The organism is Aerococcus viridans (genome assembly GCF_002083135.2).
Classification (GTDB): Bacteria; Bacillota; Bacilli; order Lactobacillales; family Aerococcaceae; genus Aerococcus; species Aerococcus viridans_C.
This window is the reverse complement of sequence record NZ_NBTM02000001.1, coordinates 347,758-371,453: the sequence shown is the minus strand read 5'-3', so window position 1 is coordinate 371,453 and position 23,696 is coordinate 347,758. Positions and strand designations below refer to the sequence as shown.

The window sequence follows — 23,696 nt, the reverse complement described above, 5'->3', positions numbered from 1 at the left end:
TTCATTACATGGATGAATCAAGTTCTAGGGCGACCGTCATTGTATTCCGTTAATTGATTTTCTATATACTTTTTGACCGTTTCTTTAGACATACTGCCTACTGTTGCCATGAAATAACTAGGTGTCCATAAATGGCCACCCCATAACATTGCTTTTGTTTCTGGATATGCTTTGAACCATAGACGGGCAGATTTCCCTTTAAGTGTTTTGACGATACTACTTGCGGCATGTTTAGGGTTGAACGAAATCAACATATGGATATAGTCAGGCATTACTTGGAGCGATTGGATGACAGTATCGTGTTCATCACAAATATGCGTCAATATATCTTGCATGGCATTTTGTTTTTCAATGGTTGTAAATATTTCTTTACGATACTTTGTTACCCAAACCAAATGGAAATTAAAATCATAGACATTTGTCCTTGTTTTCACAATCATATGTAAACACCTCTTTAACTACATTATAGCAATTGTTATCGCTATAAACAACAGTCATACGTATGGTATAATATATCTATAAACGCAAGGGGGTGAAAACATGTATCAAGGAATTGAGTGTAAAATCTATCCTAACGAAAAACAGCGTCAGTTAATTCATATGACCTTTGGTCATACCCGATTCATCTGGAACGAAATGTTGGCCATGTTGAATGCGCGGTACGAAAACAATCCTGACCTTCAAATGCTATCTTATAATGCGTTATCCTCTCTTATTCCACAAATGAAGAAGGAATATCCCTGGTTGCGTGAAGTTGATAGCGTAGCTGTTCAATGTAGTGTTAAACGCTTATCCGAAACTTTTGTTCGTTTTTTTAAAGGTTATTCAAAATACCCAAAATTCAAATCAAAGAAGAACACCAGACAGTCGTATTTAAGTACCATACGTGGCAACAACATTCGTTTTAATGATAATCAGCGGTATATCAAATTACCCAAATTAGGTTGGATAAAATGTAAGTCAAGTGTGTTTCATATTGAGAATGAACGCATAAAATCTGTCACCGTAAAATATACACCTAGTGGCGACTACTATATCTCCCTTTTGGTCACAAGCGATAATCAAGCAATGCCCAAAACAGGAAATGTTGTCGGTGTCGATTTAGGTGTAAGTGATTTAGCTATTACATCTGATGGTCAAAAATATCAAAGTCAGCGACTACATTTGTCTTATAAGAAGCAATTACATTATTGGGAAAAGCGAATGGCCCGTAGACGTTTACAAGCCAAAAAGAACGGTGTAGCTTTAGTGGATGCGAAAAACTACCAGCAAGCCAAACGCCAAGTGGCCCGTATTCATCAACGTATCAAAAACATCCGTAAGGATTACATTCATAAAATCACAACCGATATGGTTAAAAGTTATGACGTTATCGTTCTAGAGGATTTAAAGACGACTAATATGATGAAAAATCATCAATTAGCCCGTTCAATCGCTGGCCAATCCTGGCGGATGTTTAGAACAATCTTAGAGGCAAAGTGCGAAATGTACGATAAGACATTTGTAGCTATTAATCCGTACAAGACGTCCCAAAAATGTTCCAATTGCGGGTATGATAGCGGTAAAAAGCGTTAAATATACGTCATTGGACTTGTATGAAGTGTAATATGCATCACGATAGAGATATCAACGCAGCTAAAAATATATTAAATATTGGCCTGGAACAGGCCTTAGTTAAATAGCTTAGACCGCTGTTTTGCTTTGAAATAAGTGGAACAAGTCATGAGTGTTCCTAGAAACACGCCATTTTAATGGCGTTGTAGTTCATAAGGCAATCGCAGAAGGGGCGGGGGTTGCGGACGATTATTTCAATGGCAACGGCTGTAGCAACTGACTTAGGGATTGAAGCGACAGTCCTTGTAGTGGTCTTATTGATCGTTCAAATTGTGGCCTTTCCATTCACAGTATTATACGGGCAGTTGGCCAAACGATTCGGGGACAAGAAAATCATCTATGTAGGGATTGTGACTTATATCATTATCTGTATCTATGCCTTGAGTATGGAAACAGCGACTGATTTCTTTATACTAGCTTGTATGGTTGGGACGGCTCAAGGTGGCTTACAAGCCTTGTCACGTTCGATGTTTGGAAAATTAGTACCAGAAGGCAAAACGAATGAATTCTTCGGCATCTATAATGTTTTCGGAAAGTTCTCCTCTATTATCGGGACAACCTTACTTGGGATTATTACCCAAATAACGGGTAACTCTTTGAATGGGGTCTTTGGTTTAATTATCCTCTTTATTATCGGGGGTGCCTTATTACTAGGCGTTAAAGAAGACGGGGTAAAAGGGTAGGAAACCTGCTTATAAAAAAAGGAAAAACTGGTGTCACGTTTAATAGTGACCACCAGTTTTTTTGTATTGGCTTATTTAATTGTCTGCAGTCAACTTAGATGTCTAAGGAGATTGCCGGGCCCGCTGGAATAATGCCGTTCGGGTTGATTGTCGGATGGCTACCATAGTAGTGGTGTTGGATGTGATAGAAATCAACTGTGTCAGAAATACCTGCCATGTTGTAGATTTCACGCGTGTAACGCCATACATTTTCAAAGTCAGTTAAGTGTTTGATATTGCACTTGAAGTGACCGTAGTAGACATGCTCGAAACGGATTAATGTTGGGAACAAGCGGATGTCAGATGTTGTTAATTTGTCGCCTAATAAGAATTTTTTGTCAGCTAGGATGCCGTCTAATTTTTCTAGGGCGTCAAATACATGATCAACTTCTTCTTCATAAACAGCTTGGTCTGTCGCAAAACCAGCTTTGTAAACACCGTTGTTGATGTTTGGATAGACAAAGTCATCCATTTCTTTGATCTGGTCGCGCAATTCTTCAGGGTAGTAATCACCTTCAGTGGCACCAATTTCGTCAAATGCTGAGTTTAACATCAACATAATTTCAGATGATTCGTTGTTGACGATGGTATCTTTTTCCTTGTCGTATAAAACAGGTACTGTTACACGGCCTGTATAGTTAGGGTCAGCATGTGTATATACTTGGTGTAAGAAGTCTGCATCTAGAATAGGGTCAGGAATGACACCTTGGTCTGGTGCAAATGTCCAGCCATTTTCCAACATGATTGGGTTCACGATAGAAATAGAAATCATGTCTTCTAAGCCTTTTAATTTACGCAGCATTAAGGTACGGCCAGCCCACGGACACGCTAATGATACGTATAAGTGGTAGCGACCTGGCTCTGCCTTAAAGCCACCTTCACCTGAAGGGCCTGGTGCACCGTCAGTGGTAATCCAGTTTCTGAATTGTGAATCTTTGCGGACGAAACGACCACCTGTTGATTCTGTGTCATACCATTGGTCCTTCCAAACACCGTCTACTAATAATCCCATGCATTGATCTCCTTTTAGAAATAATAATTCGATTTCAAATTAATATAAGTCTTATTATAATATAGTTGACTATATTTCTCAAGTGATAGGGGTTGAGGGGACAAACTATAAAGCTTTCAAAATTTCATGAAAGCAATTGTATGGATACTTAAGCAAGCGATATTTGGCGCAAACTATATCTCGCTAACTGGACTAGCATTAAAGTATTCGTTGAACAATAGTCATCTCTTCAAACACGAACTATGGATTTTTGAGTAATCCCTGATGACTAACAATTAAAAGTTAGCTATACTTAATGGGACTAGGTATGGTTATGGCAGGTTGGTGCATGTGTTTTAAGGGAATACCGAATGTTGTTGGTGTTAAATGGTGCATCCACCTGCTAAATCCTACCTATAGACGTTCTAGAAGGCGGTTTAAACGTCTTCTACTCATAATAGATCACGAAAAGAGGCTTATCCATTGCGTTACGAATCACTTCAAGCAAAGTTGCCCCTAGCACCCGCTGGTGAAATGGTGTTAGGATTAGCGTCGATGAAACAGTTAATGGCGCACTTTAACCATCCAGAAAATCAACTCCCAACCATTCATATCGCTGGGACAAACGGCAAAGGGTCAACCGCCAAAATGGTGGCCACTATCCTCCAAGCAGCTGGCTACAAGGTTGGCTTATTCACTTCACCGTCCTTAGTCGACTTCAACGAACGCATTCAAATCAATGGCCAACAAATCACTGACGACCAACTCATGGCACAAGTTGACCGGATGACGGCAGCATTAGGACCGGATGAATATTACACCGAGTTTGAAGTCTTTACCGGACTTGCTTGGTTGACCTTTGAGGCAAATCTTGTAGATTTTGTCGTCTTAGAAGTTGGCTTGGGCGGTAGACTGGATGCTACTAATATCATCAACCAACCACTAGTCACGGCTATCACGAAAATTGCCCTGGACCACCAGAAAATCCTCGGCGACACACTAACAGAAATCGCAGGTGAGAAGGCCGGCATCTTGAAATCAGGCGTGCCCTTGGTATTATATCCGCAAGTTGATGAGGCGAAAAGGGCCATCACTCAACAAGCTAAACGCCTTCAAGTGCCTATACATGAAGTCATACCAGGGGATATAGAACCGCTAGCTACCGACGCCCACGGACTACAGTCATTCGACTATAAGGGACATAAGTACACGCTCAACCTACAAGCCCCTTATCAGGTCAATAATGCAGCCCTAGCCATTGAAATTATCCAAGTCTTGAAAGCACAAGGGATTGTCATTTCTGACCAGGCCATTGAAAAAGGACTCGCGACTGTTACTTGGCCAGCCCGCTTTGAAATGGTAGCGTCTGAGCCTACAATCATCATCGACGGGTCTCATAATATGGACGGGATTTTATCCTTAAAAGAGGCGATTTTAACCCATTACCCAGCTTCAAAAGTGGGCAAAAGGGTCGCTATTATGGGCATGTTAGCGGACAAGGACGTGGCACATGTGGTTGAGGTCATTGCGCCCATTTTTCAAAAAATTATTACCGTAACCCCGCATTCAAACCGGGCTTTAGCTGGTGACCAATTGGCTGCTATGATCAAAGCAACTGGGACAGCGGTTGAGGTTGCGGATTCAGACCAAGCAGCTTTAGAAATTGCGGAAGCGGATTTAAAGGAAGACGACCTCTTATGTATATTTGGGTCTTTCTACTTTGTGGGCTATTTAAGGGACATCATCAAAAATCGGCTATAAGCATGATAAAGAGTTTTCAATATTAAATAAGAAAAGGTGAAAATAATGGATATGGAAAGAATTGAAAAGGCAGTACGGGAGATATTGCTTGCAGTCGGCGAAAACCCGGACCGTGAAGGCCTTGTTGAAACGCCAGAACGGGTAGCCAAAATGTATGCGGAAGTATTTGACGGGCTAAATAGAGATCCGAGAATCCACACAGAAAAAACCTTTTCTGAATCAGCATCAGAATTTGTATTGGTAAAGGACATTCCCTTCCACTCAACATGTGAACACCATCTATTACCAGTGATTGGGCAAGCGCATGTAGCCTATATTCCTAAAGACGGACAGGTTATCGGCCTATCTAAATTGGCACGGATTGTCGAAGATTTTGCCTTGAGACCGCAATTACAAGAACGGTTAACCAACCAAGTAGCGGACGTATTAGCGGAAGAATTAGGGGCAGAAGGCGTATTTGTTGTGTTAGAAGCGGAACACATGTGCATGACTTTACGAGGCATCAAGAAGCCAGGTGCTAAGACGGTGACTTACGCCACCCGTGGCGCTTATACTGACCGCAGCCGCCGTCAAGAAGTTTTAGATATGATGAATTTATAGTTGCTGGCATGACAATAGAAAGTTTGTGACGAGATGTATATTAAACGATTAAATAAAACCTTTAATTTTCCTAGCGACCACACTTGGATCATGGGTATTTTAAATGTGACCCCCGACTCATTTTCAGATGGGGGGGCCTATGTTGCCACTGACGACATGATCGCCCAAGTAGAAAGAATGGTCGCTGAAGGGGTAGATATTATTGATGTGGGTGGCGAATCTACCCGTCCTGGCCACGTGCCAGTGACTCTTGAAGAAGAAATTAACCGAGTTGTTCCAGCAGTTCAAGCTATTCGCCAAGTTTCTGATGTCTTGATTTCAGTGGATACTTGGAAGGCTGAGGTGGCTCGCCAAGCCCTTACAGCAGGTGCAGATATCATTAACGACCAGTGGGCTGCGACCCGTGAACCAGCCATTGCTAAGATTTGCGCTGACTTTGATGCACCCTTAATTTTGATGCACAACCGGGAAGAATACCAGGATTATAGCGATATCATGAAAGAGATGAAAGCTGACCTACAAACCTCTATTGAGATTGCCCGCGCTCAAGGGATGCGTGACGACCAGCTGATTCTTGACCCTGGTATTGGTTTCGCTAAAACGGCGGACGACAACTTATTGGCAATCCAAGGTTTACAAGAATTGGCTAGCTTTAATATGCCTGTCCTTTTGGCTACTTCAAGAAAAGGATTCTTGGGTAAATTAGTAGATATGCCGGCTAATGAACGCGACGTAGCGACCGCAGCCACAACGGTTTCAGGGATCTTATCGGGAGCTGACATGGTACGGGTCCACAATGTGAAAGTCAATAAGGAAGCTGCAGCGGTGGCAGATGCGATTAAACGCGGACAAATTGACCCAGTGAGTATTTAAGGAGGGGTTCTGATGGCTAAAAGGGATAAAATTTATTTGAATAACTTGCAATTTTACGCCAACCACGGCTTATTGGCTGAAGAAACAACGCTTGGACAAAGGTTCAATGTGGATGCAGTTCTAGCGGTGGACTTGGCGCCAGCTGGCCAGTCAGATGATATGTATGATTCAGTTTCCTACGCCGATGTCTATACGGTGATTGAAGATGTTGTCGTACATGAAGCACCCGCTAAATTATTGGAACGGTTAGCCCACAAGTTAGCCATGCGGATTTTAGGTGACTTTCCACTCGTTGAAGAAGTGACCATCAAAGTGGTGAAACCTGATCCACCCATTCGCGGAATTTATGAAAGTGTAGCCATTGAAATCCAACGAGACCGGGCCTGGCTGAATCAGATAAACCAGATGAACGAGGTGAAATAAAGATGCAATCAGACGTATTAATCGCTTTAGGATCTAACATTGAACAACGACTAGGCCACTTGAAAAATGCAGTGGCAGCCTTTAAGGAAAATGAAGCGACTAAAGTAGTGGCAACTTCACCAATCTATGAAACAGTACCCAAAGGCTATTTAGACCAAGAAGACTTTTTGAATATGGTTGTGCATATCCAAACGGACTTATCAGCAGCTGATTTACTGGCTTTCTGTCAAAGCATTGAACAAGACCAAAAGCGGGTCCGGACTATTAAAAACGGGCCACGTACCATCGACGTGGATATCTTGTTGATAGATGAAAAAGTCATCGATACGACAGACTTACAAGTACCACATCCCCGTATGCATGAACGGGCTTTCGTCTTGTGCCCAGCGGCCGATATTGTTGGATCTTGGCAGGTACCGATTTTAGGACAAGCAGTTGGTAATTTACGCGACCAACTACCACAAGCTGAAAAAGATGATGTCCGTGTTGCTGGATTATCTTTAGAATAATAGAAGGCCTATGGACTTTTTAACAAACTTTTGGAAAAGGTTAGCCATTTAAAAGCCACCGAACCGTTTGAGGTCTTCAGAACTCAAAGTCCTCAAACGGTTCCTAAGCACCTTCATCGCTTGGCTCCGTAATTCGCATTTTATTCTTTTTGGTGGCTAATGGCTACCTTGTTTCCGTCAGTTTTTTGTTAAAAAGTTGTCTGGCTAATTAAGAATCGTTTGAAATAATACTAAAGTTATAGTGATTACATTATTTTTTCTACTGTGGATAAAATGTAAGAAGGGGGATATAATGGGTAAGATTGCCTTAAGTATTGTCCAAAGTGTGGATGGTTATATTGCAGACTTGGATGATCAATTTGATTTTATTGAAGGAGTAGCTGGTCCGAATTTAACGGATGTATCAACCAGTGATTCACCGTATTCGCTGGAAGCCTTTTTTGAGGCTTATGACATTATTGTCATGGGACACCAGTCTTATAAAATTGGCTTTGTCGCAGATTTTCCATCAAAAACCATATACGTCGTGACTAATGAAAAACGGTCAAACGAAGGCAATATCCATTTTGTCAAACCAGGGCAAATTGTGAAATTAATGCTGGCGAAGAAGAAGCAAGACCACAATATTTACTTGTATGGTGGTGGCATTATGCTGAAACCCTTCATGGCGACCAATGCGATTGATGAATATATCATCGGGACCGTGCCAATAATTCTGGGTAAAGGGAAGCCTTTATTCTATGAATTGGACGAATCTATTCCATTGCAACTGGACCAAGTGGATGTCATGGGTGGATTGACAATTCACATTTACCACAGACGTTAGAACAAAATACGAATTATGATAATAAGCCTGTAAATTAAAATTCCATATCTTGGAAGAAGTGAGTCAATTGGTAGATACCCTATTAGATTTACACGGTGGATCATCAAGCTCTGATAGTGAAATTTCCCAAGCGGTTGAAATTGGTATTCAAAAAGCAACTATTATTCAGCCTTGTCAAATAAAGTCTTAACACAAATAATGAAAGATTTAGAGGATAAGAGTCGTCAAGAAAGCATCTACTTGCAAGACTTCATTGACCTAGAGTTAGACTATTTTGCTGAAGAAATGCAAGCCGTCATTGAAAAGTTTAGACCATAAAGATAAAAAATAAGCTAGCTTACCTAGACCATTTCTTGTTAGATACACGAAACAGGAGGTAAAGCTAGCTTTTTTATTTGGTTATTTTTCAAAGAATGTCTGACTAAACTTGGTTAAATTCTTCTAGTTCGTAGGCACCTTTGGTATAAACGACATGGGCATAATGGCCGTATTTTAAGTCTTCTTTTAAGTCGAATTCTGGTAGGACTTCATGTAGGAAGAAGCGAATTGGCATGTCATGGCTGACGATTAAGACGTGGATGTCTTTCTTTTGGGTTTCCATGCGGACTTCTAGGGCGTCGTCATGAATATCCAACATAGCTTCTTCGATCCGGTTCCAGAAGGTGATAAAGTCTTCTGAATTGCCTTCTTCGTCTCGGTCCACAAGATTTTCAATAATTAGTGGCACGTATTGGGTTGAAGGGATTTGGTTAATCCGCATCTCGTCCACTAATTGACTAATGGATTTTGGCCATACTTTCTCCATATCTTGATCTTCTAAACCACCAAAGTTGTACTCTCTAAAGCCTTCAACTGGGAATAGTTGGATATCATTTTCTTGTTTCATTAAGATCCGCTCACCTGTTTCAATACACCGGTCTAAATCACTGGAATAGGCTAGGTCAAAGGGCACATCTGCTAGGGTTTCGGCTACTTGGTCGACTACGTGCATGCCGTCGCGTGTAACTGGTGAATCTGCCCATCCTTGGACACGTTGGTCTGCATTGGCCGTCGTTTCGCCATGACGGACAAAGTAATAATGGATAGCTGCCATAATATTCACTCCTCTCGTATTTTGGTATTTGATGTTAACTTCATTCTAGCATAAGAAATGATTTATGAAAACGATTTCCAGGATAAATCATATATTTGATGGCGTCGCGTGAAATGTTGGTTAATTCTACTTAGAAAAGTATTCGCATATATAATTCGGTAAAAGAGAACACCCCTGATTGAAATCTCTTAGGCAATTTATTATTTGTGTCCAAAAATTCGTGCTAAAATGAAAAGTAGAGATGAATGCCATAGAAACTGGCAGAAAAATGAGGAGTGTTCTTTTTGACAAAAGTAGCTAAAGTATTTACTGATGAAGAGAAAATTAAAATTTTAAGTGATATTGTGGCTATCGAGACGGTTGACCGCAATGAGGAAGATGTGGCTAATTATCTTGCAGCCCTACTAGGCGAGTATGGAATCGATTCTAAGGTGATTCCAACAGGGATTCCTGGTCGTGCCAACTTGGTAGCTGAAATCGGATCTGGTTCGCCAGTATTAGCGATTTCTGGTCATATGGATGTCGTATCTGCAGGGAACGCGGAGGCTTGGACGTCTGATCCTTACACATTGACTGAGCGTGACGGGAAACTATTCGGCCGTGGATCTACAGATATGAAAGGCGGATTGGCTGCCTTAGTGATCGCTATGATCGAAATTAAAGAACAAGGATTATTAGAACGCGGAACTTTACGCCTGTTAGCGACTTACAACGAGGAAAATGGGGCTGTCGGTTCAATACAACTAGAAGAAGCAGGTCATGTATCTGACGTTGACGCGATTGTGATTGGTGAACCAACAACAGGGATGATTCACCCATCTCACAAGGGTTCCATGAACTTTGTAGTGTCATCACGTGGTAAATCTGTTCATTCATCTAGACCACGTGGTGGCATCAACGCCATTGACCCATTGATGGACTTTGCTTTAGCCTTCAAACAGGCATTCAAAGAAGCGACAAAAGATATTAGCTTTGGTCAATTAGACTTCTCACCAGTATTGAATTTATACGGGGCAGTTGAAGGTGACGACGCTGGTAACCAAGAATTAGACCAATTATTGAAACAGCCAACCTTTAACGTGACTGTATTCCGTGGTGGTGACCAAGTGAATACCATTCCTGACCACGCAGAAGTTGTCTTCAACATCCGTACGGTACCTGAATTCGACAACGAAGCGGTTAAAGGCGTATTTTCTGAAGTTTACCAAGAATTCTTAGATAAAGGGGCAGACTTCAACTTACAATTAACCCTAGACTTAAAACCACTAAATGGCGGGGTTAATTCAGACTTAGTCCAATTAACCAAATCATTAGGCGCTACATACCTAAACCAAGACTTGGAAGTTGTGCCAATGACAGGTGGTACGGATGGGGCAAACTTTGTTGCTAACAAACCAGCAGGCTACCCAATCATCATCTTTGGCCCAGGATCAACAACATCACATCAAATTGATGAATACGTGGACAAGGACGAGTATCTAACATTCGTCAACTTATACATTGACTTGTTAGCCACTTATTTAGAAAACAAATAAAACTGGTTTAAAAAAGCTATGACATTCTGGTCATAGCTTTTTTATGCAGCCGGTACAATGGTATCTACTACCATACTATTGTATTTGTCGCATATATCCATTTTCTTTGATAAAATATGAAAGAGACTGTTGCATTTTTTCGCAACAAATAATCGTTGGAAATGACAAGATCATAAAATAAGCGTAGGGGTGTATTAAATATGGTAGAACATAATTTAGAAGAGACTCAAGAACAAGCTGCAATGGGTAAAACCCTTCAAGCAATCAAAGTTGGCGACACTTTCCGTGTAACTGAATCGATTAGAGAGCGAGATGTCTTGTTATACATGGGGGTTACCTCAGACTCGAACCCGGCATACCTACAACAAACGTCACATAAAGCAGGCCTTACTCCAGGCGAGGTTGTTGTACCACCAATCGCCTTAATGGGGATTATTACGCGTACAGTATCGATGAATTTCCCTGGACCCGGGTCACGTTTAGTTGAAATGAACATCAATATTATTCACTCTATTCCACACAATTCAATCATTACTTTTGAATTTGAAGTTATTCGCGTAGAAGAACTAAAACAATTTGTGACAATTCACTGTATTGGAAAATTTACCAATGCGACTGACGACGACCGTGTATTAGATGCTATGTTGACAGTTTTACCACCACAAGAGCACCTACAAAATGACGCTGAGACGATTGATGCAGGTGTATTCCAACGAATTTCAGGAGGCGACTCAATTGAGTACTAATAAAGAAAAGAAGAAGCTCGTCCTATTTGACGGGTCATCTCTGGCTTTTCGTTCTTTCTTTGCCATCCATAATATCGATTCATTCGTAAACAAGAATGGTATGCATACCAATGCCTTGTTTGCTTTTCATGAAATGATGAATAATATCTTGGAAAAAGAACAACCGACGCATGCCTTGGTGGCGTGGGACGCAGGTAAAACGACTTTTAGAAACGAATTCTTTGATGAATATAAAGGTGGGCGTCAATCAACACCATCTGAGTTTAGAGAGCAAATGCCATTTTTCAATGTGCTCCTAGATGCCTTTGGGGTTGCGCATTATGAGTTGACTAACTATGAGGCAGACGACATTATCGGGACTTTTGCGACTAAAGTAGACCCTGAAGAATTTGATGTTGTCGTGATTTCTGGGGACAAGGATTTGACGCAATTGGCACGTGACAATGTCCGAGTAGATATCACCAAAAAAGGGGTATCTGAATTAGCATCTTATACGCCAGCTTCGATTATGGAAGATATGGGGATTACGCCTGAACAAATCATTGATATGAAGGGGTTAATGGGTGATTCTTCAGATAACTACCCTGGTGTATCAGGGATTGGTGAAAAGACAGCCCTAAAATTATTACATGAATATGGGTCAATGGAAGCGATGTATGAGCAAATTGACGATATGAAGAAATCGAAGCGGAAAGAAAATCTGATCAACGAAAAAGACAATGCGATTCTGTCTAAAAAGTTGGCGCGGATTGAACTGGACGCACCTGTGAAAATTGAATTAGCTGAGTTACCTTATAAAGGCAAACAGCTTGAACCGCTGATGTCATTTTATAAGGATATGAACTTTAATGGCTTTATGTCTCGTTTATTGGAAAATTCAGACCAGGCGGACTTGTTGACAGAAGATTGGGAAGAGGTTACCTATACGCATGTGGCGTCTGCTGAGGATTTAACAGTGGACCATTTCCCAGGTGTGGCTGCAGCGGATGGGTATGCGATTTACCTTGAAAACTTGAGTAAAAACTACCATGATTCAGAGGTTGTGGCTGTTGCATGGACGAACGGTAGTGAAATCTTTACTGGAGATGCTAGCTTACTGCAGGCTGATTTATTTAAATCATGGTTGTCGGATGAGCAAGTCACAAAAGTAGTCTTTGATGCCAAACGAACAAAGGTCATGCTGGACTATGTAGGCATCGACTTTGTAGGGGTTGTGGATGACGTCTTAATTGGGTCGTATTTATTACATGCCCGCGACAATTCTAACGACTTGGCTGAAGTGGCACGCGAATTTGATATGGATGACTTGTCTTATGATGAGTCTATTTATGGCAAAGGGGCTAAACGAGGCGTACCTGAAGAAGCTGAAACCATGTACGAACATATTGCCCGTAAAGTGCATATTATCGCACGTTTACAAGAAACCATTCGCCCGCAATTAGAAGCCAACCAAATGGATGACTTGTACCAAAAAATGGAGTTACCATTGGCTTTAGTATTAGCAAACCTTGAAATTTTAGGGATTTCAGTGGATAAACAACAATTAATCACTATGCAGGCTGAATTCCAAGAGATTATTGACGGCCTTGAAGCCAATATCTGGAAAGAAGCAGGCCACGAATTCAATGTGAATTCACCTAAGCAATTAGGGGTTATCCTATTTGAAGAAATGGGCTTACCTGTGATTAAGAAAACGAAGACTGGTTATTCAACAGCCCAGGATGTTTTGGAAAAATTGGCTGGCCAAGCACCAATTATCGACTTGATTTTAAACTACCGTCAATTGAATAAATTGCAATCGACTTATGTTGAAGGGTTACAAGAGTTTATCCACGGGGATGGTAAAATTCACTCTCGTTTCCAACAAACCTTAACATCAACAGGTCGTTTATCATCAGCTGATCCAAACTTACAAAATATTCCAATTCGTTCTGAAGAAGGTCGGAGCATTCGTAAAGCCTTTGTACCAAGTCACGAAGACTGGGTTATTTTTTCAAGTGACTACTCACAAATTGAATTACGGGTGCTAGCCCATATTTCTGGTGACAAGCATATGCAGGAAGCCTTCAACAACCATGAAGATATCCATACTTCAACAGCTATGAAAGTCTACAATGTGGCTAAAGAAGAAGTGACGTCTAACATGAGGCGAAATGCCAAGGCGGTAAACTTCGGGATTGTCTATGGGATTTCTGACTATGGTTTGAGCCAAAACTTGAATATCTCTCGTCCAGAAGCTAAGAATTTTATTGATACTTACTTGGAAAACTATCCAGGCGTTCAAGCTTACATGAAGGATGTTGTAGAGAAAGCCAAAGAAGATGGTTATGTAGAAACCCTATTCAACCGTCGTCGCTACTTACCTGATTTAAACGCGAAGAACTTTAACGTTCGTTCATTTGCTGAACGTAATGCCATGAATACGCCAATTCAAGGGACGGCGGCGGATATCATTAAGATAGCCATGGTGAAGATGGATGAAGCGTTAAAAGAACATAAGTTACAAGCCAATCTATTATTACAAATCCATGATGAGTTGGTCTTTGAAGTGCCAAAAGATGAAATTGATACACTAGAAAAATTAGTGACTGAAATCATGGGGTCAGCAGCCCAACTAGATGTGCCATTAGAAATTGAATCTAATTACGGTGCAACTTGGTATGAAGCAAAATAATGAATCAAAAGAGGTGCAGTTAAAACAGACTGGCACCTCTTTTCTAGCCTATGGAATAAAAGGGAAAAGGATGGCAGATATCTTACAAGCTTTACCTCCTACTTGTCTTTTCAATAGGCAGGTTTTGCATTAGAATGGTATGAAGAAGAGAAATTAGAAAGTGGTGTAGTGATGCCAGAAATGCCCGAAGTGGAAACGGTTCGACGCGGTCTAGAAGAAATTGTTATTGGTAAGACAGTATCGTCTGTGACAGTGACTTGGCCAAGAATTATTCAAGCAGAAGGTGGTGTGGATGCCTTTGAGAGACGGATGCCAGGCCAGCAATTAGAGAAAGTAGGTCGAGTAGGAAAATTTTTACTTTTCTATTGGACTGATGTAACATGGATTGCCCATTTACGGATGGAAGGCAAATACCTATATGAGCCAACGGAAAGCCCGGTAGACCAATATACCCATGTTATTTGTCATCTGACTGACGGTCATGACCTTCGTTACAGAGATGTTCGGAAGTTTGGCCGGATTCATATGGTTGAAAAGGCGGATACTGAAGCGGAAATTGCCAAGTTGAAATTAGGTCCTGAACCAAAAAATTTAACTGTTGATTATCTGCAAAAGCGTTTTGATAAGACAACAAGACCCATCAAGGCAGTTCTTTTAGACCAAGGGGTTATTGCGGGAATTGGTAATATTTATGCGGATGAAATCTTATTTGCAGCGAAAATCCACCCTGAACAAAGCGCTAGATCATTATACGACGAGGAAATCCAAGCCATTATCACTGAGAGTCGTAGGATTATGGCGTCAGCTATTGAAGTTGGTGGGACAACGATTCGAACCTATACCAATACCTTTGGTGAGAATGGTCATTATGCCGATTATTTAAAGGTCTACGGGAAAAAGGGCCAACCCTGTACACGATGCGGCACTGAGATTGAGAAAATTAGCGTGGCTAAAAGAGGGACACATTTCTGTCCACATTGCCAGCGCATTCACTTTTCAGTTAAAAACACTACATCATCTATTTAAAAGTAAAATGGAGGCACTATGAGTCATATTTTAGGACTAACCGGCAGTATTGCCACAGGTAAATCAACTGCAAGTAAATTTTTTAAGAAAGCTGGGTTTCCAGTCATCGATGCAGATTACGGGGCGCGAGTGGTTGTTGAACCAGGACAACCAGGTTTAGAAGCGGTTAAAGCGCATTTTGGAGAGGATATTGTCTTTCCTAATGGGGTGTTAGACCGTAAGAAACTAGGCCAAATTATCTTCTCAGATGATAAGAAACGAGAAAAGTTGAACGAATTGTTACGCCAACCTATTCGCGACTGGTTAAACAGTCAAAAAGACAAGTATGAAGCGGAAGGACATGAACTGATTGTCATGGATATTCCTTTATTATTTGAAGGAAATTTCGTGGATGCATGTGACCAGGTAATGGTTATTTATGTGTCTGAAACCATTCAATTAGACCGGTTAATACAGCGGGATAACTTAACTTCAGTTGATGCTTTTCAACGAATGACTAGTCAAATGTCCATTGAACGAAAAGCCATGATGGCGGATGTGGTGATTGATAATTCGGGGTCTATTGCAGAGACTGAACAACAATTGGATGCATGGGTCGGCATCTCTGGTTTTCAACCGCTAAAATAGTGGTTTAATAGCCTTTGTGCTATAATAAACCAAGCAATTATTCAAGTATATTAAAATTGAAAGCAGAGGTGTCAAATATATGCAATGTCCAAATTGTGCTTCAACCAATTTAAAAGTAGTTGATAGTCGACCAGCGGAGAATAATACCTCTATTCGTCGACGTCGAGAGTGCTTAGACTGTGGCGCCCGTTTTACCACTTTCGAGCGCATCGAACGAACACCCTTATTAGTCGTTAAACGTGACGGAACTAGAGAAGAATTTTCTCATGAGAAGGTTTTGCGTGGCCTGATCCGTTCTGCTGAAAAGCGTCCTGTATCAGCTGACCAACTTGAACAGTTAGCCAATGATGTTGAATCTGAGTTGCGGTCTCGTAGTCAAAATGAGGTACCAGCTTCTGAAATTGGGGAATTGTTGATGGCAGCTTTACCAGATATTGATGAAGTGGCTTATATCCGTTATGCCAGCGTATACCGACAATTTGAGGATCCAACTGTTTTCCTAAGAGAAATCGAACGGTTAAGAGGGCGGAATGACCAAGGTGAAGGCGATGCGAATCCTGAAGACTCAATCGAAGATCGTGTAGAAGACTAAATATTTCATAGAAGGGAGGGTAATGCCAGTGACATACCCATGGCAAAATTTAGATCCAAAAGGGCTTGTTCAAATTACCCAACCCCACTGGATTTCAGATATTGACCAGCAAGTCCTACTTCATCTATACCAACCCATTATTGGCGGCACTGCTTACGCCTTTTACCAGACTTTATATGCCAATATTCAACTGTCTGACTTTGCCTCAATCCCTTTGCACCACTTCGATTTGATGGAACAAATGGTGGCTGGGAAGGAGCAATACGTGAAGGCCAGACGGCAGCTTGAAGCAATTGGCTTATTACAAATTTTTGAAAAAAGTAGTCATACAAACCAAGATGATGTGACGACGATTTATCAATTGCAAGCGCCTTTGGATTCTAAGCACATTTTCTCTGACCCAATTATGTCTAGTCTTTTAATGGACCGGTTGGGTCAAGACCGCTATCAATTGATGCTAGATAAGTTTTCAATCAAGGTACCAGTAGACTTGAAATCAGGAGATTGGACGGAAGTGACCGCTACTTTCCAAGATGTCTACCGATTACCAAGTCAATACTATCCCATTTCGGATGAAATTGAGGATAAGTTGGTAGCTAAAAATAGTCAAACCATGGCAACTACAATTACTAGTTCAACCTTGAATATGAACACTTTAAAAGAGTTGCTGCAATCGTCATTCATCTCTGAAAAAGCCATTACAGATGAAGTGAAAGAGATGTTTGTATCCTTACATCAACTCTATGGTTTTGATGAGGTGGACTTGAAAGAATTGGCTTTATCAGCGACTGATCTAAGGACCAATAAGATTGACGTACGCAAGTTGCAGCGCCTAGCTTTAGACCGGTCGAGCAATCAAACAGGTACAAGCAATGTTCAGCCAGCAAAGCAATCTACACAGGGGACTAGTAGCGGTTTAACAGACCGGATTACAGTTTCAGAGGCCAAAGACCGCCAGCAAGCAGATCAAGCTGATCAACATTGGTTAGGCAAAGGGCTTTCGCAAGAAGAGTTGTCATTGTCCAAATTGGCTAGGTCTTATCCACCAATTGCCTTTGCGAAATCAATCAAGGAACAAAAGGGTGGCTATCTGACTAAGTCTGAGGGGAACGCCATTACCGAGTTAATCCAATTAGAAGTGATTCAGCCGGCGACCTTAAATGTAATGGTGCAATTCTGTTTGATTGAGTTGGAACAGAACCGGCTGACGCGCTCATACCTAGAGAGTGTTGCTGATGACTGGCGTCAAAACAAGGTGGTTGAGCCTGAAGAAGCCATGTTATACTTGAAGCAACGTAAGCAGAAGAGTGCTGAAAATTATGAAAAACGGCAAAAGAACCGTATGGCTAAAGGGCGTTATCAGACGCAGAAGCAGTCGGTTAAGCCAAAATGGTTAGACCCTGATTCAAGACAAGATAAATATCAAAAACCAGTGGCGGCGCCAAAGACAAGTGACCAAGACAAGCCTAAGCAAGATATGGCAGTCAAGCAAGAAAACAAGGCATCCTTAAGTGCCCAAGAAGCAGAAATTCAACAGTTACTGCAATCATTAAATCCAAAAGAAGGTGAGTAAGTATGGCTGATAACAACCAAATGAAAAATGTGGGGGACTCCTTAAAACAGCAGTTCAACCGCAACCCCATGTTCAAAGAGCGCCAAGCGAAAATTGAAGGCATTGTTCAAAGCGATCCAGATGTCCAGGCTTTTCTTGGCAAACATCAATTAAGCTTTGAAGATGAAATTGTGAAGAAATCATTTTCAAAATTATATGAGTTTGCGCGCGAGAATGGTAATGATGCTTTGGGCCAAAAGAAATTCGTCCAATATGCGCCAAATTTGATCATGAACGTGAACTTTATTGATGTGGATTACCATCCAACTGAAGCCTTTATCCAGCAACAAGAGGCCGAAGAATTGAACAAGCGAGTGACAATGGTCTCAATGCCTAAAAGTCTGCGGTCAGCTTCTTTTGAAAAGATGACGAAAGATGACTATCAAGACCGATTTGAAGCGATTCAAAAGAGTCTGCAATTTATTTCAGCCTATACCAGTAAACCAAATGCCTATCATAAGGGTTTGTATCTACACGGGCAATTTGGGGTTGGGAAAACCCACATTCTGGCTGCTTTAGTCAATACTTTGGCTGAGCATGGGGTCAAATCTACCTTGGTACATTACCCAGAATTGTTAGTAGATTTGAAATCACGTATTCGGACTAACACTGTTGACCAAAGAGTCAATGAAATCAAGCAAGCACAAGTGCTAGTGTTAGATGATATTGGTGCTGAATCCAATAGTGAATGGGTGCGCGATGATGTGCTGGGTGTTATTTTGCAATACCGGATGCAAGAGCAGTTATCGACATTCTTTACCTCTAATTTCTCAATGGCTGAGTTGGAAGAATTTCTGACGACGACTAGAGAAGGGGTAGATGTGGCTAAATCTGCTCGTATCATGGAAAGAATTAAGTATTTAAGTGAAGAAATTACAGTTGGAGGTAGAGACCGTCGTAACGGTTAATACCTTCTTTTTTTTATCGTCATTTTCACAGCAAAATATTTGTACACTTAACTTTAAAATGATAAGCTATACTTATATCATATATAGAAGCTAGATGAAGGAGGTGAGTGAATGAGTGGATTGAGAAAGTTCCTTCAAATCCTATTTTCACTCTTAGTTTTATTAGCGATAGTGGTAACAGCTGCAGTCATTTATCCAATACCATACGTAAGTGACTTTGCTGACCAACATATTGTTTCTAATCAAATGTTAGTGAATACGGTCATTGTGCTATTGGCACTTGCATTTATTTATTTTGCAGTTGCTTTAATTTGGGCCTTGGTCGCACCAGCAAAATCACGCACCTTAAAAGTGACTAACGACTTTGGTGAGGTGAAAGTAAACCGTGATACAGTTGTACAGGCGGTACACCAAGAGTTGTTAGACGTGAAACAAGCATCTAACAAAAATGTTACGGTGAAATTTGGTCGTAAGCCAGAAAACACAAAAGTAGCGGTTGATTACGCTGTAGATAAAAACCAAGCGGTTCAAGCAACTTCTGATCGCATCGCAGAAAAAGCTAAACTTGGAGCAGAACGCGTTTTAGGGACAAATGTTCAAAATGTAAAAGTATCTGCCGCACCGTATGATGCGAGTCAAGTAAGCCAACAGGGGCGCGGTCAAAACCAGGCGCGTGTTAGATAATCTTGATCGAATAGGACCGAATGTTGATAGGAGGCACAGAGCATATGAAACAACCACCACGTAGCTGGTATCCATATAGAAATCGTATTATTGGCGGATTGATTGCATTCATTTTTGGTTTACTGTGGATGTGGTTAGGTTTTGGACCTGCCTTATTCATCCTAGTATTTTCAGTAATTGGATACATTGTAGGGGCATATTTTGATGGGCAAATTGACTTAGAAAGTTGGTTCTCATTTTTCAATTTTTAGCATCATATTGTTTGAGTTAAGTAGATGGATTTGCTATGATATTGACAACTTATTGGTTATATAATTTAAAAATAAAAGAAATGGGGTATTTTACATGTCAGAAAACGTAAAACACACAAATGATTTAACTTTTGAAAACCGTGTATTGGAAAAAATTGCTTTCTATACAGTTCAAAACATTGATGGGATTTTAGAGTTAAAAGGTAACTTTACTTCAGGAATTATGAACTTCTTCTCTAGCAGTGAAGACGAAACTAAAGGTGTTAGCGCCGAAGTTGGTAAAAAAGAAGTAGCTTTAGACCTTGAAGTGATTGCTGAATATGGCAAAGATATTCCTGCCGCTTTTGACAAAGTGACTAAAGCAGTGAAAGAAAACGTTCAACAAATGACTGGTTTAACAGTTGTTGAAGTGAACATGAACGTAAACGACGTGTTAACACGCGCTGAGTATGAACGTGACCAAAACGAACAAAAACGTGCAGCTGAACAACAACGTCGTCAAGTAAACCAAAGTGGCCAATACACTGACGGTTCACGCGTACAATAATTTTCACCAGAAAGAGGCGGGTTTACACTCGTCTCTTTTTCCTTGAAATCACCTATGTGAAACGGTTTCTTATGAATTTTGTTTGACAATTATAGGCTCGATGCTTATACTTATTTTGAAATCAGATAACTATATCGATGATAAGAGACAAGCTTTAGGATTGGACATTAGAGACAAGTTGGTTGGTGAAAAACTTGCAAGATCATATAGCGAACCACTCTTTAGATTGCACCGAAACAGATGGTATTATGCACATGTGATAAGGTGTACGGGTTGCCCCCATTATCAGCAATTGAGGATAAGATATGCTCTGCATATATTATCGAACTTGGGTGGAACCACGCATATTGTTTATTAGCGTCCCATTCTAGTCTTTTAGGCTAGGATGGGGCTTTTTTTATTTTTCAAAAGGAAAAAGGAGGAAAAACATGATTGACTTAGTATTCCCAGATGGGGCTAAAAAATCATTCGAAGCAGGCGTGACTGGTCGTGACGTTGCTGCATCAATTAGTAACTCATTAGCAAAACGCGCATTAGCGGCTAAAATTGACGGTGAATTGGTGGACTTAAATGCTCCGATTAATGAAGGTGGCGCGATTGAAATCGTTGACCCTAAACATGAAGATGCATTAGGTATCTTACGTCATTCTACTGCCCATTTAATGGCGCAAGCGATGAAACGTTTGTATCCAGGCATTAAATTTGGTGTCGGTCCAGCCATTGAAACAGGTTACTATTATGATACGGACCAAGAAAAACAAATTACTGAAGAAGATCTACCAGTAATTGAAGCTGAAATGGCTAAAATTGTAAAAGAGAATTATCCAATTGAACGTCGTGAAGTGACACGTGCTGAAGCGAATGAAATCTTTGCGGATGATGAATATAAATTAGAAATCATCGCAGATTTACCAGAAGATGAAACGTTAACAGTATACTCACAAGGGGAATTCACTGACCTTTGTCGTGGAATCCATGTACCATCAACTGGTTACATTAAAGAATTCAAACTATTATCTGTTGCCGGTGCATACTGGAGAGGTAACTCAGATAACAAAATGATGCAACGTGTTTACGGTACAGCATTCTTTGAGAAACGTGACTTGAAAGAGTTCATCAAACAGCGTGAGGAAGCTAAAGAACGTGACCACCGTAAATTAGGTAAAGAATTAGATATCTTCATGGTAAATCCTGAAGTTGGTTCTGGTTTACCGTTCTGGTTACCAAAAGGTGCAACTGTTCGTCGTATTATCGAACGTTACATCGTTGATAAAGAAGAATCACTAGGTTATGAGCATGTGTATACACCAATTATGGCAGATGTTGAATTTTATAAAACTTCTGGACACTGGGACCACTACCATGAAGATATGTATCCACCAATGGATATGGGTGACGGTGAACAATTAGTTTTACGTCCAATGAACTGCCCACATCACATGATGGTTTATAAAAATGATATTCACTCTTATCGTGAATTCCCAATTCGGATTGCGGAATTAGGTATGATGCACCGTTATGAAAAGTCAGGCGCTTTATCTGGTTTACAACGTGTACGTGAAATGACTTTAAATGATGCGCATATCTTTGTACGTCCAGACCAAATTAAAGAAGAATTTACGCGAGTACTGCAATTAATCAAACAAGTCTATGATGACTTTAATATTACAGACTACCGCTTCCGTTTATCTTACCGTGATCCAGAAAATACGGATAAATACTTTGATGATGACGAAATGTGGGAAAAAGCACAAGCAATGCTAAAAGAAACAATGGATGACTTAGGTTTAGAATATTTTGAAGCCATTGGTGAAGCAGCGTTCTACGGTCCTAAATTAGATGTTCAAATGAAAACTGCTTTAGGTAACGAAGAAACAATGTCTACTGTTCAATTAGACTTCTTATTACCAGAACGCTTTGACCTAACTTACGTTGGTCAAGACGGTCAAGATACACACCGTCCAGTGGTTATCCACCGTGGTGTCGTTTCAACTATGGAACGTTTCGTAGCTTACCTAATCGAAGAATACAAAGGTGCCTTCCCAACTTGGTTAGCACCAGTTCAAGCGAAATTAATCCCAGTTAACGATGACGCACATGGTGACCATGTTGAAGAAATCCGTCGTCGAATGAAAGCTGCTGGTATGCGTGTTGAAGTGGATAATCGTAACGAAAAAATGGGTTACAAGATTCGTGAAGCGCAAACCCTTAAAATTCCATACCAATTAGTATTTGGGGACAATGAAATCGCTGAAAACACAGTAACAGTGCGTCGTTATGGTTCAAAAGAAACACTATCAATGCCTTTTGATGAATTCTTAGCGCAATTAGAACAAGACATCAAAGAATATAAATAAAGGGTGCGAGCCCCGACGCTAAGAAAGGAACCGTTGAAAGATGAAGACAGTAGATGACACAGTCAGCTACAACTTCATCTGAAACGCAGTCCTTTCTGGAGGGACGAACCCGACTAAAGGGTGTAAGCGAGACCGCTAAGCTCAACAACTATCCTGAAGTGGAATTGAGATGGTCGAGCGCACCCGACTAAACAGGGTTAGAGAGTCGACGCCCTACTGATATAAAGGTAAAAAAAGGGGTTGGGACAAATCGTTCCAACCTCTTTTGCTGTATTGTGAACGAAAAAATTACCAAATAACTCGAAATTTGGGATAAAAAAGCAGAGGCTGGTACAAAAAATTAAAATCATAGTTTTTTCGTCCTTACAGTGTACGTTCCTTGTGAGCCGGGGGACCATTGAAAGCCAAGGTCTCGATTTCATCCTCCTTCACGGCTATGGAACTTCACTTTCAGTCCTTTAACACCTGTTCCCATGATATATTTCAATCAAAATTTATAAGAATTTCTTCAAAGTAAAAGGCGTACACAACACTTATTAAGAATTGTGTACGCCTTTTTTAGAGGCCTTTTGTCCCAGCATCTATTCGATAAATAAACGACCAGTCTTATACAATGACGATTCGTTCGATACAGACGATAAAAATTTATCCTGAATGTGGTTATATTCAGTAAAAAAATAGCATATCTTATAGAACCACAATTTATTCGGGATAAAAACGTCAAA

Annotated in this window: 24 protein-coding genes and 1 pseudogene; 22 read left to right on the top strand and 3 right to left on the bottom strand. The window is 40.7% G+C overall.

Translation table 11 applies throughout. From position 1 onward, the window contains the following. Positions 1 to 17: 17 nt before the first annotated feature. A complete protein-coding gene (tnpA, locus tag A6J77_RS01845) occupies positions 18 to 440 on the bottom strand; it encodes an IS200/IS605 family transposase (RefSeq protein ID WP_083067812.1) in 423 nt (140 codons plus the stop codon). Between the two features lie 100 nt (positions 441 to 540). Between tnpA and A6J77_RS01840 the strand changes: the two genes are divergently transcribed. The 3 genes from A6J77_RS01840 to A6J77_RS01835 all read left to right on the top strand — a co-directional run bounded on the left by A6J77_RS01840 (position 541) and on the right by A6J77_RS01835 (position 2,297). After that, the gene (locus tag A6J77_RS01840) at positions 541 to 1,575 is read left to right on the top strand and encodes a transposase (protein ID WP_265331437.1); all 1,035 of its coding nucleotides are present in this window, start codon (positions 541 to 543) and stop codon (positions 1,573 to 1,575) included. 20 nt (positions 1,576 to 1,595) lie between these two features. Continuing rightward, positions 1,596 to 1,682 carry a hypothetical protein gene (locus A6J77_RS09545; protein WP_415749487.1) on the top strand — a complete coding sequence of 29 codons (87 nt, stop codon included), beginning with the start codon at positions 1,596 to 1,598 and terminating at the stop codon, positions 1,680 to 1,682. Positions 1,683 to 1,793: 111 nt separating this feature from the next. Next, positions 1,794 to 2,297 (top strand): MFS transporter, encoded by a 504-nt coding sequence (locus tag A6J77_RS01835; RefSeq protein ID WP_227645095.1) that lies wholly within the window; start codon positions 1,794 to 1,796, stop codon positions 2,295 to 2,297. Between the two features lie 94 nt (positions 2,298 to 2,391). On the opposite strand, the gene A6J77_RS01830 is transcribed toward A6J77_RS01835, so the two are convergent. Next, positions 2,392 to 3,348 carry a glutathione S-transferase family protein gene (locus A6J77_RS01830; RefSeq protein ID WP_083067811.1) on the bottom strand — a complete coding sequence of 319 codons (957 nt, stop codon included), beginning with the start codon at positions 3,346 to 3,348 and terminating at the stop codon, positions 2,392 to 2,394. Positions 3,349 to 3,810: 462 nt separating this feature from the next. On the opposite strand from A6J77_RS01830, the gene A6J77_RS01825 reads away from it, so the two are divergent. From A6J77_RS01825 to A6J77_RS09265, 7 genes and pseudogenes are all read left to right on the top strand, one after another. Then, positions 3,811 to 5,088, top strand: coding sequence for a bifunctional folylpolyglutamate synthase/dihydrofolate synthase (locus tag A6J77_RS01825; RefSeq protein WP_083067809.1), 1,278 nt, complete (start codon positions 3,811 to 3,813; stop codon positions 5,086 to 5,088). 42 nt (positions 5,089 to 5,130) lie between these two features. After that, positions 5,131 to 5,688, top strand: a complete 558-nt coding sequence (folE, locus tag A6J77_RS01820) for a GTP cyclohydrolase I FolE (protein ID WP_227645179.1) — start codon at positions 5,131 to 5,133, stop codon at positions 5,686 to 5,688. A gap of 33 nt (positions 5,689 to 5,721) precedes the next feature. Further along, entirely contained in the window at positions 5,722 to 6,561 is an 840-nt protein-coding gene (gene folP / locus A6J77_RS01815) for a dihydropteroate synthase (protein ID WP_102950007.1), read from the top strand. 12 nt (positions 6,562 to 6,573) lie between these two features. Next, positions 6,574 to 6,984, top strand: coding sequence for a dihydroneopterin aldolase (gene folB / locus A6J77_RS01810; protein ID WP_083067806.1), 411 nt, complete (start codon positions 6,574 to 6,576; stop codon positions 6,982 to 6,984). 2 nt (positions 6,985 to 6,986) lie between these two features. Beyond that, positions 6,987 to 7,493, top strand: coding sequence for a 2-amino-4-hydroxy-6-hydroxymethyldihydropteridine diphosphokinase (gene folK / locus A6J77_RS01805; RefSeq protein ID WP_083067805.1), 507 nt, complete (start codon positions 6,987 to 6,989; stop codon positions 7,491 to 7,493). Between the two features lie 292 nt (positions 7,494 to 7,785). Next, on the top strand, positions 7,786 to 8,319 hold the full coding sequence (locus A6J77_RS01800; protein WP_083067802.1) for a dihydrofolate reductase family protein: 534 nt from the start codon (positions 7,786 to 7,788) through the stop codon (positions 8,317 to 8,319). A 43-nt stretch (positions 8,320 to 8,362) separates the two neighbouring features. Further along, positions 8,363 to 8,509: pseudogene (locus tag A6J77_RS09265) on the top strand (class II fructose-bisphosphate aldolase); the annotation flags it as partial. A 231-nt stretch (positions 8,510 to 8,740) separates the two neighbouring features. Here the strand turns inward: A6J77_RS09265 and A6J77_RS01795 are convergent. Beyond that, positions 8,741 to 9,412 carry a histidine phosphatase family protein gene (locus A6J77_RS01795; RefSeq protein WP_083067801.1) on the bottom strand — a complete coding sequence of 224 codons (672 nt, stop codon included), beginning with the start codon at positions 9,410 to 9,412 and terminating at the stop codon, positions 8,741 to 8,743. A 275-nt stretch (positions 9,413 to 9,687) separates the two neighbouring features. On the opposite strand from A6J77_RS01795, the gene A6J77_RS01790 reads away from it, so the two are divergent. The 12 genes from A6J77_RS01790 (at position 9,688) to thrS (ending at position 22,971) form a co-directional block, all read left to right on the top strand. Next, entirely contained in the window at positions 9,688 to 10,947 is a 1,260-nt protein-coding gene (locus tag A6J77_RS01790) for an ArgE/DapE family deacylase (RefSeq protein ID WP_083067800.1), read from the top strand. 200 nt (positions 10,948 to 11,147) lie between these two features. After that, positions 11,148 to 11,693 (top strand): dehydrogenase, encoded by a 546-nt coding sequence (locus tag A6J77_RS01785; RefSeq protein WP_069285608.1) that lies wholly within the window; start codon positions 11,148 to 11,150, stop codon positions 11,691 to 11,693. After that, on the top strand, positions 11,683 to 14,367 hold the full coding sequence (gene polA, locus A6J77_RS01780; protein WP_153045822.1) for a DNA polymerase I: 2,685 nt from the start codon (positions 11,683 to 11,685) through the stop codon (positions 14,365 to 14,367). The genes A6J77_RS01785 and polA overlap by 11 nt, the downstream gene beginning before the upstream one ends. Before the next feature lie 171 nt (positions 14,368 to 14,538). Continuing rightward, complete coding sequence (mutM, locus tag A6J77_RS01775) at positions 14,539 to 15,393, top strand: DNA-formamidopyrimidine glycosylase (RefSeq protein WP_083067798.1); 855 nt, start codon at positions 14,539 to 14,541, stop codon at positions 15,391 to 15,393. An 18-nt stretch (positions 15,394 to 15,411) separates the two neighbouring features. Then, positions 15,412 to 16,020: a dephospho-CoA kinase gene (gene coaE, locus A6J77_RS01770; RefSeq protein WP_083067797.1), complete on the top strand. Its 609-nt coding sequence runs from the start codon at positions 15,412 to 15,414 to the stop codon at positions 16,018 to 16,020. Between the two features lie 79 nt (positions 16,021 to 16,099). Then, positions 16,100 to 16,612, top strand: a complete 513-nt coding sequence (gene nrdR / locus A6J77_RS01765) for a transcriptional regulator NrdR (RefSeq protein ID WP_083067796.1) — start codon at positions 16,100 to 16,102, stop codon at positions 16,610 to 16,612. Between the two features lie 22 nt (positions 16,613 to 16,634). Further along, on the top strand, positions 16,635 to 18,185 hold the full coding sequence (locus tag A6J77_RS01760; protein WP_083067795.1) for a DnaD domain protein: 1,551 nt from the start codon (positions 16,635 to 16,637) through the stop codon (positions 18,183 to 18,185). Positions 18,186 to 18,187: 2 nt separating this feature from the next. Beyond that, entirely contained in the window at positions 18,188 to 19,132 is a 945-nt protein-coding gene (dnaI, locus tag A6J77_RS01755; RefSeq protein WP_083067794.1) for a primosomal protein DnaI, read from the top strand. A gap of 111 nt (positions 19,133 to 19,243) precedes the next feature. After that, positions 19,244 to 19,816 carry an alkaline shock response membrane anchor protein AmaP gene (gene amaP, locus A6J77_RS01750; RefSeq protein WP_083067793.1) on the top strand — a complete coding sequence of 191 codons (573 nt, stop codon included), beginning with the start codon at positions 19,244 to 19,246 and terminating at the stop codon, positions 19,814 to 19,816. Between the two features lie 44 nt (positions 19,817 to 19,860). Then, complete coding sequence (locus A6J77_RS01745) at positions 19,861 to 20,067, top strand: DUF2273 domain-containing protein (RefSeq protein WP_227645094.1); 207 nt, start codon at positions 19,861 to 19,863, stop codon at positions 20,065 to 20,067. Positions 20,068 to 20,161: 94 nt separating this feature from the next. After that, on the top strand, positions 20,162 to 20,614 hold the full coding sequence (locus A6J77_RS01740; RefSeq protein ID WP_083067791.1) for an Asp23/Gls24 family envelope stress response protein: 453 nt from the start codon (positions 20,162 to 20,164) through the stop codon (positions 20,612 to 20,614). 428 nt (positions 20,615 to 21,042) lie between these two features. Beyond that, positions 21,043 to 22,971, top strand: coding sequence for a threonine--tRNA ligase (thrS, locus tag A6J77_RS01735; RefSeq protein WP_083067790.1), 1,929 nt, complete (start codon positions 21,043 to 21,045; stop codon positions 22,969 to 22,971). The last annotated feature ends 725 nt before the right edge of the window (positions 22,972 to 23,696 follow it).

What these genes read in the sequence shown, in the direction of transcription:
- A6J77_RS01740 (WP_083067791.1), top strand. Translation starts at nt 20,162, where the DNA reads ATGTCAGAAAACGTAAAACACACAAATGATTTAACTTTTGAAAACCGT.
- A6J77_RS01795 (WP_083067801.1), bottom strand. Translation starts at nt 9,412, where the DNA reads ATGGCAGCTATCCATTATTACTTTGTCCGTCATGGCGAAACGACGGCC.
- thrS (WP_083067790.1), top strand. Translation starts at nt 21,043, where the DNA reads ATGATTGACTTAGTATTCCCAGATGGGGCTAAAAAATCATTCGAAGCA.
- folP (WP_102950007.1), top strand. Translation starts at nt 5,722, where the DNA reads ATGTATATTAAACGATTAAATAAAACCTTTAATTTTCCTAGCGACCAC.
- dnaI (WP_083067794.1), top strand. Translation starts at nt 18,188, where the DNA reads ATGGCTGATAACAACCAAATGAAAAATGTGGGGGACTCCTTAAAACAG.
- A6J77_RS01830 (WP_083067811.1), bottom strand. Translation starts at nt 3,348, where the DNA reads ATGGGATTATTAGTAGACGGTGTTTGGAAGGACCAATGGTATGACACA.
- folK (WP_083067805.1), top strand. Translation starts at nt 6,987, where the DNA reads ATGCAATCAGACGTATTAATCGCTTTAGGATCTAACATTGAACAACGA.
- A6J77_RS09545 (WP_415749487.1), top strand. Translation starts at nt 1,596, where the DNA reads ATGAAGTGTAATATGCATCACGATAGAGATATCAACGCAGCTAAAAAT.
- A6J77_RS01785 (WP_069285608.1), top strand. Translation starts at nt 11,148, where the DNA reads ATGGTAGAACATAATTTAGAAGAGACTCAAGAACAAGCTGCAATGGGT.
- A6J77_RS01800 (WP_083067802.1), top strand. Translation starts at nt 7,786, where the DNA reads ATGGGTAAGATTGCCTTAAGTATTGTCCAAAGTGTGGATGGTTATATT.
- folB (WP_083067806.1), top strand. Translation starts at nt 6,574, where the DNA reads ATGGCTAAAAGGGATAAAATTTATTTGAATAACTTGCAATTTTACGCC.
- A6J77_RS01760 (WP_083067795.1), top strand. Translation starts at nt 16,635, where the DNA reads ATGCCAGTGACATACCCATGGCAAAATTTAGATCCAAAAGGGCTTGTT.
- A6J77_RS01745 (WP_227645094.1), top strand. Translation starts at nt 19,861, where the DNA reads ATGAAACAACCACCACGTAGCTGGTATCCATATAGAAATCGTATTATT.
- mutM (WP_083067798.1), top strand. Translation starts at nt 14,539, where the DNA reads ATGCCAGAAATGCCCGAAGTGGAAACGGTTCGACGCGGTCTAGAAGAA.
- amaP (WP_083067793.1), top strand. Translation starts at nt 19,244, where the DNA reads ATGAGTGGATTGAGAAAGTTCCTTCAAATCCTATTTTCACTCTTAGTT.
- nrdR (WP_083067796.1), top strand. Translation starts at nt 16,100, where the DNA reads ATGCAATGTCCAAATTGTGCTTCAACCAATTTAAAAGTAGTTGATAGT.
- coaE (WP_083067797.1), top strand. Translation starts at nt 15,412, where the DNA reads ATGAGTCATATTTTAGGACTAACCGGCAGTATTGCCACAGGTAAATCA.
- A6J77_RS01840 (WP_265331437.1), top strand. Translation starts at nt 541, where the DNA reads ATGTATCAAGGAATTGAGTGTAAAATCTATCCTAACGAAAAACAGCGT.
- tnpA (WP_083067812.1), bottom strand. Translation starts at nt 440, where the DNA reads ATGATTGTGAAAACAAGGACAAATGTCTATGATTTTAATTTCCATTTG.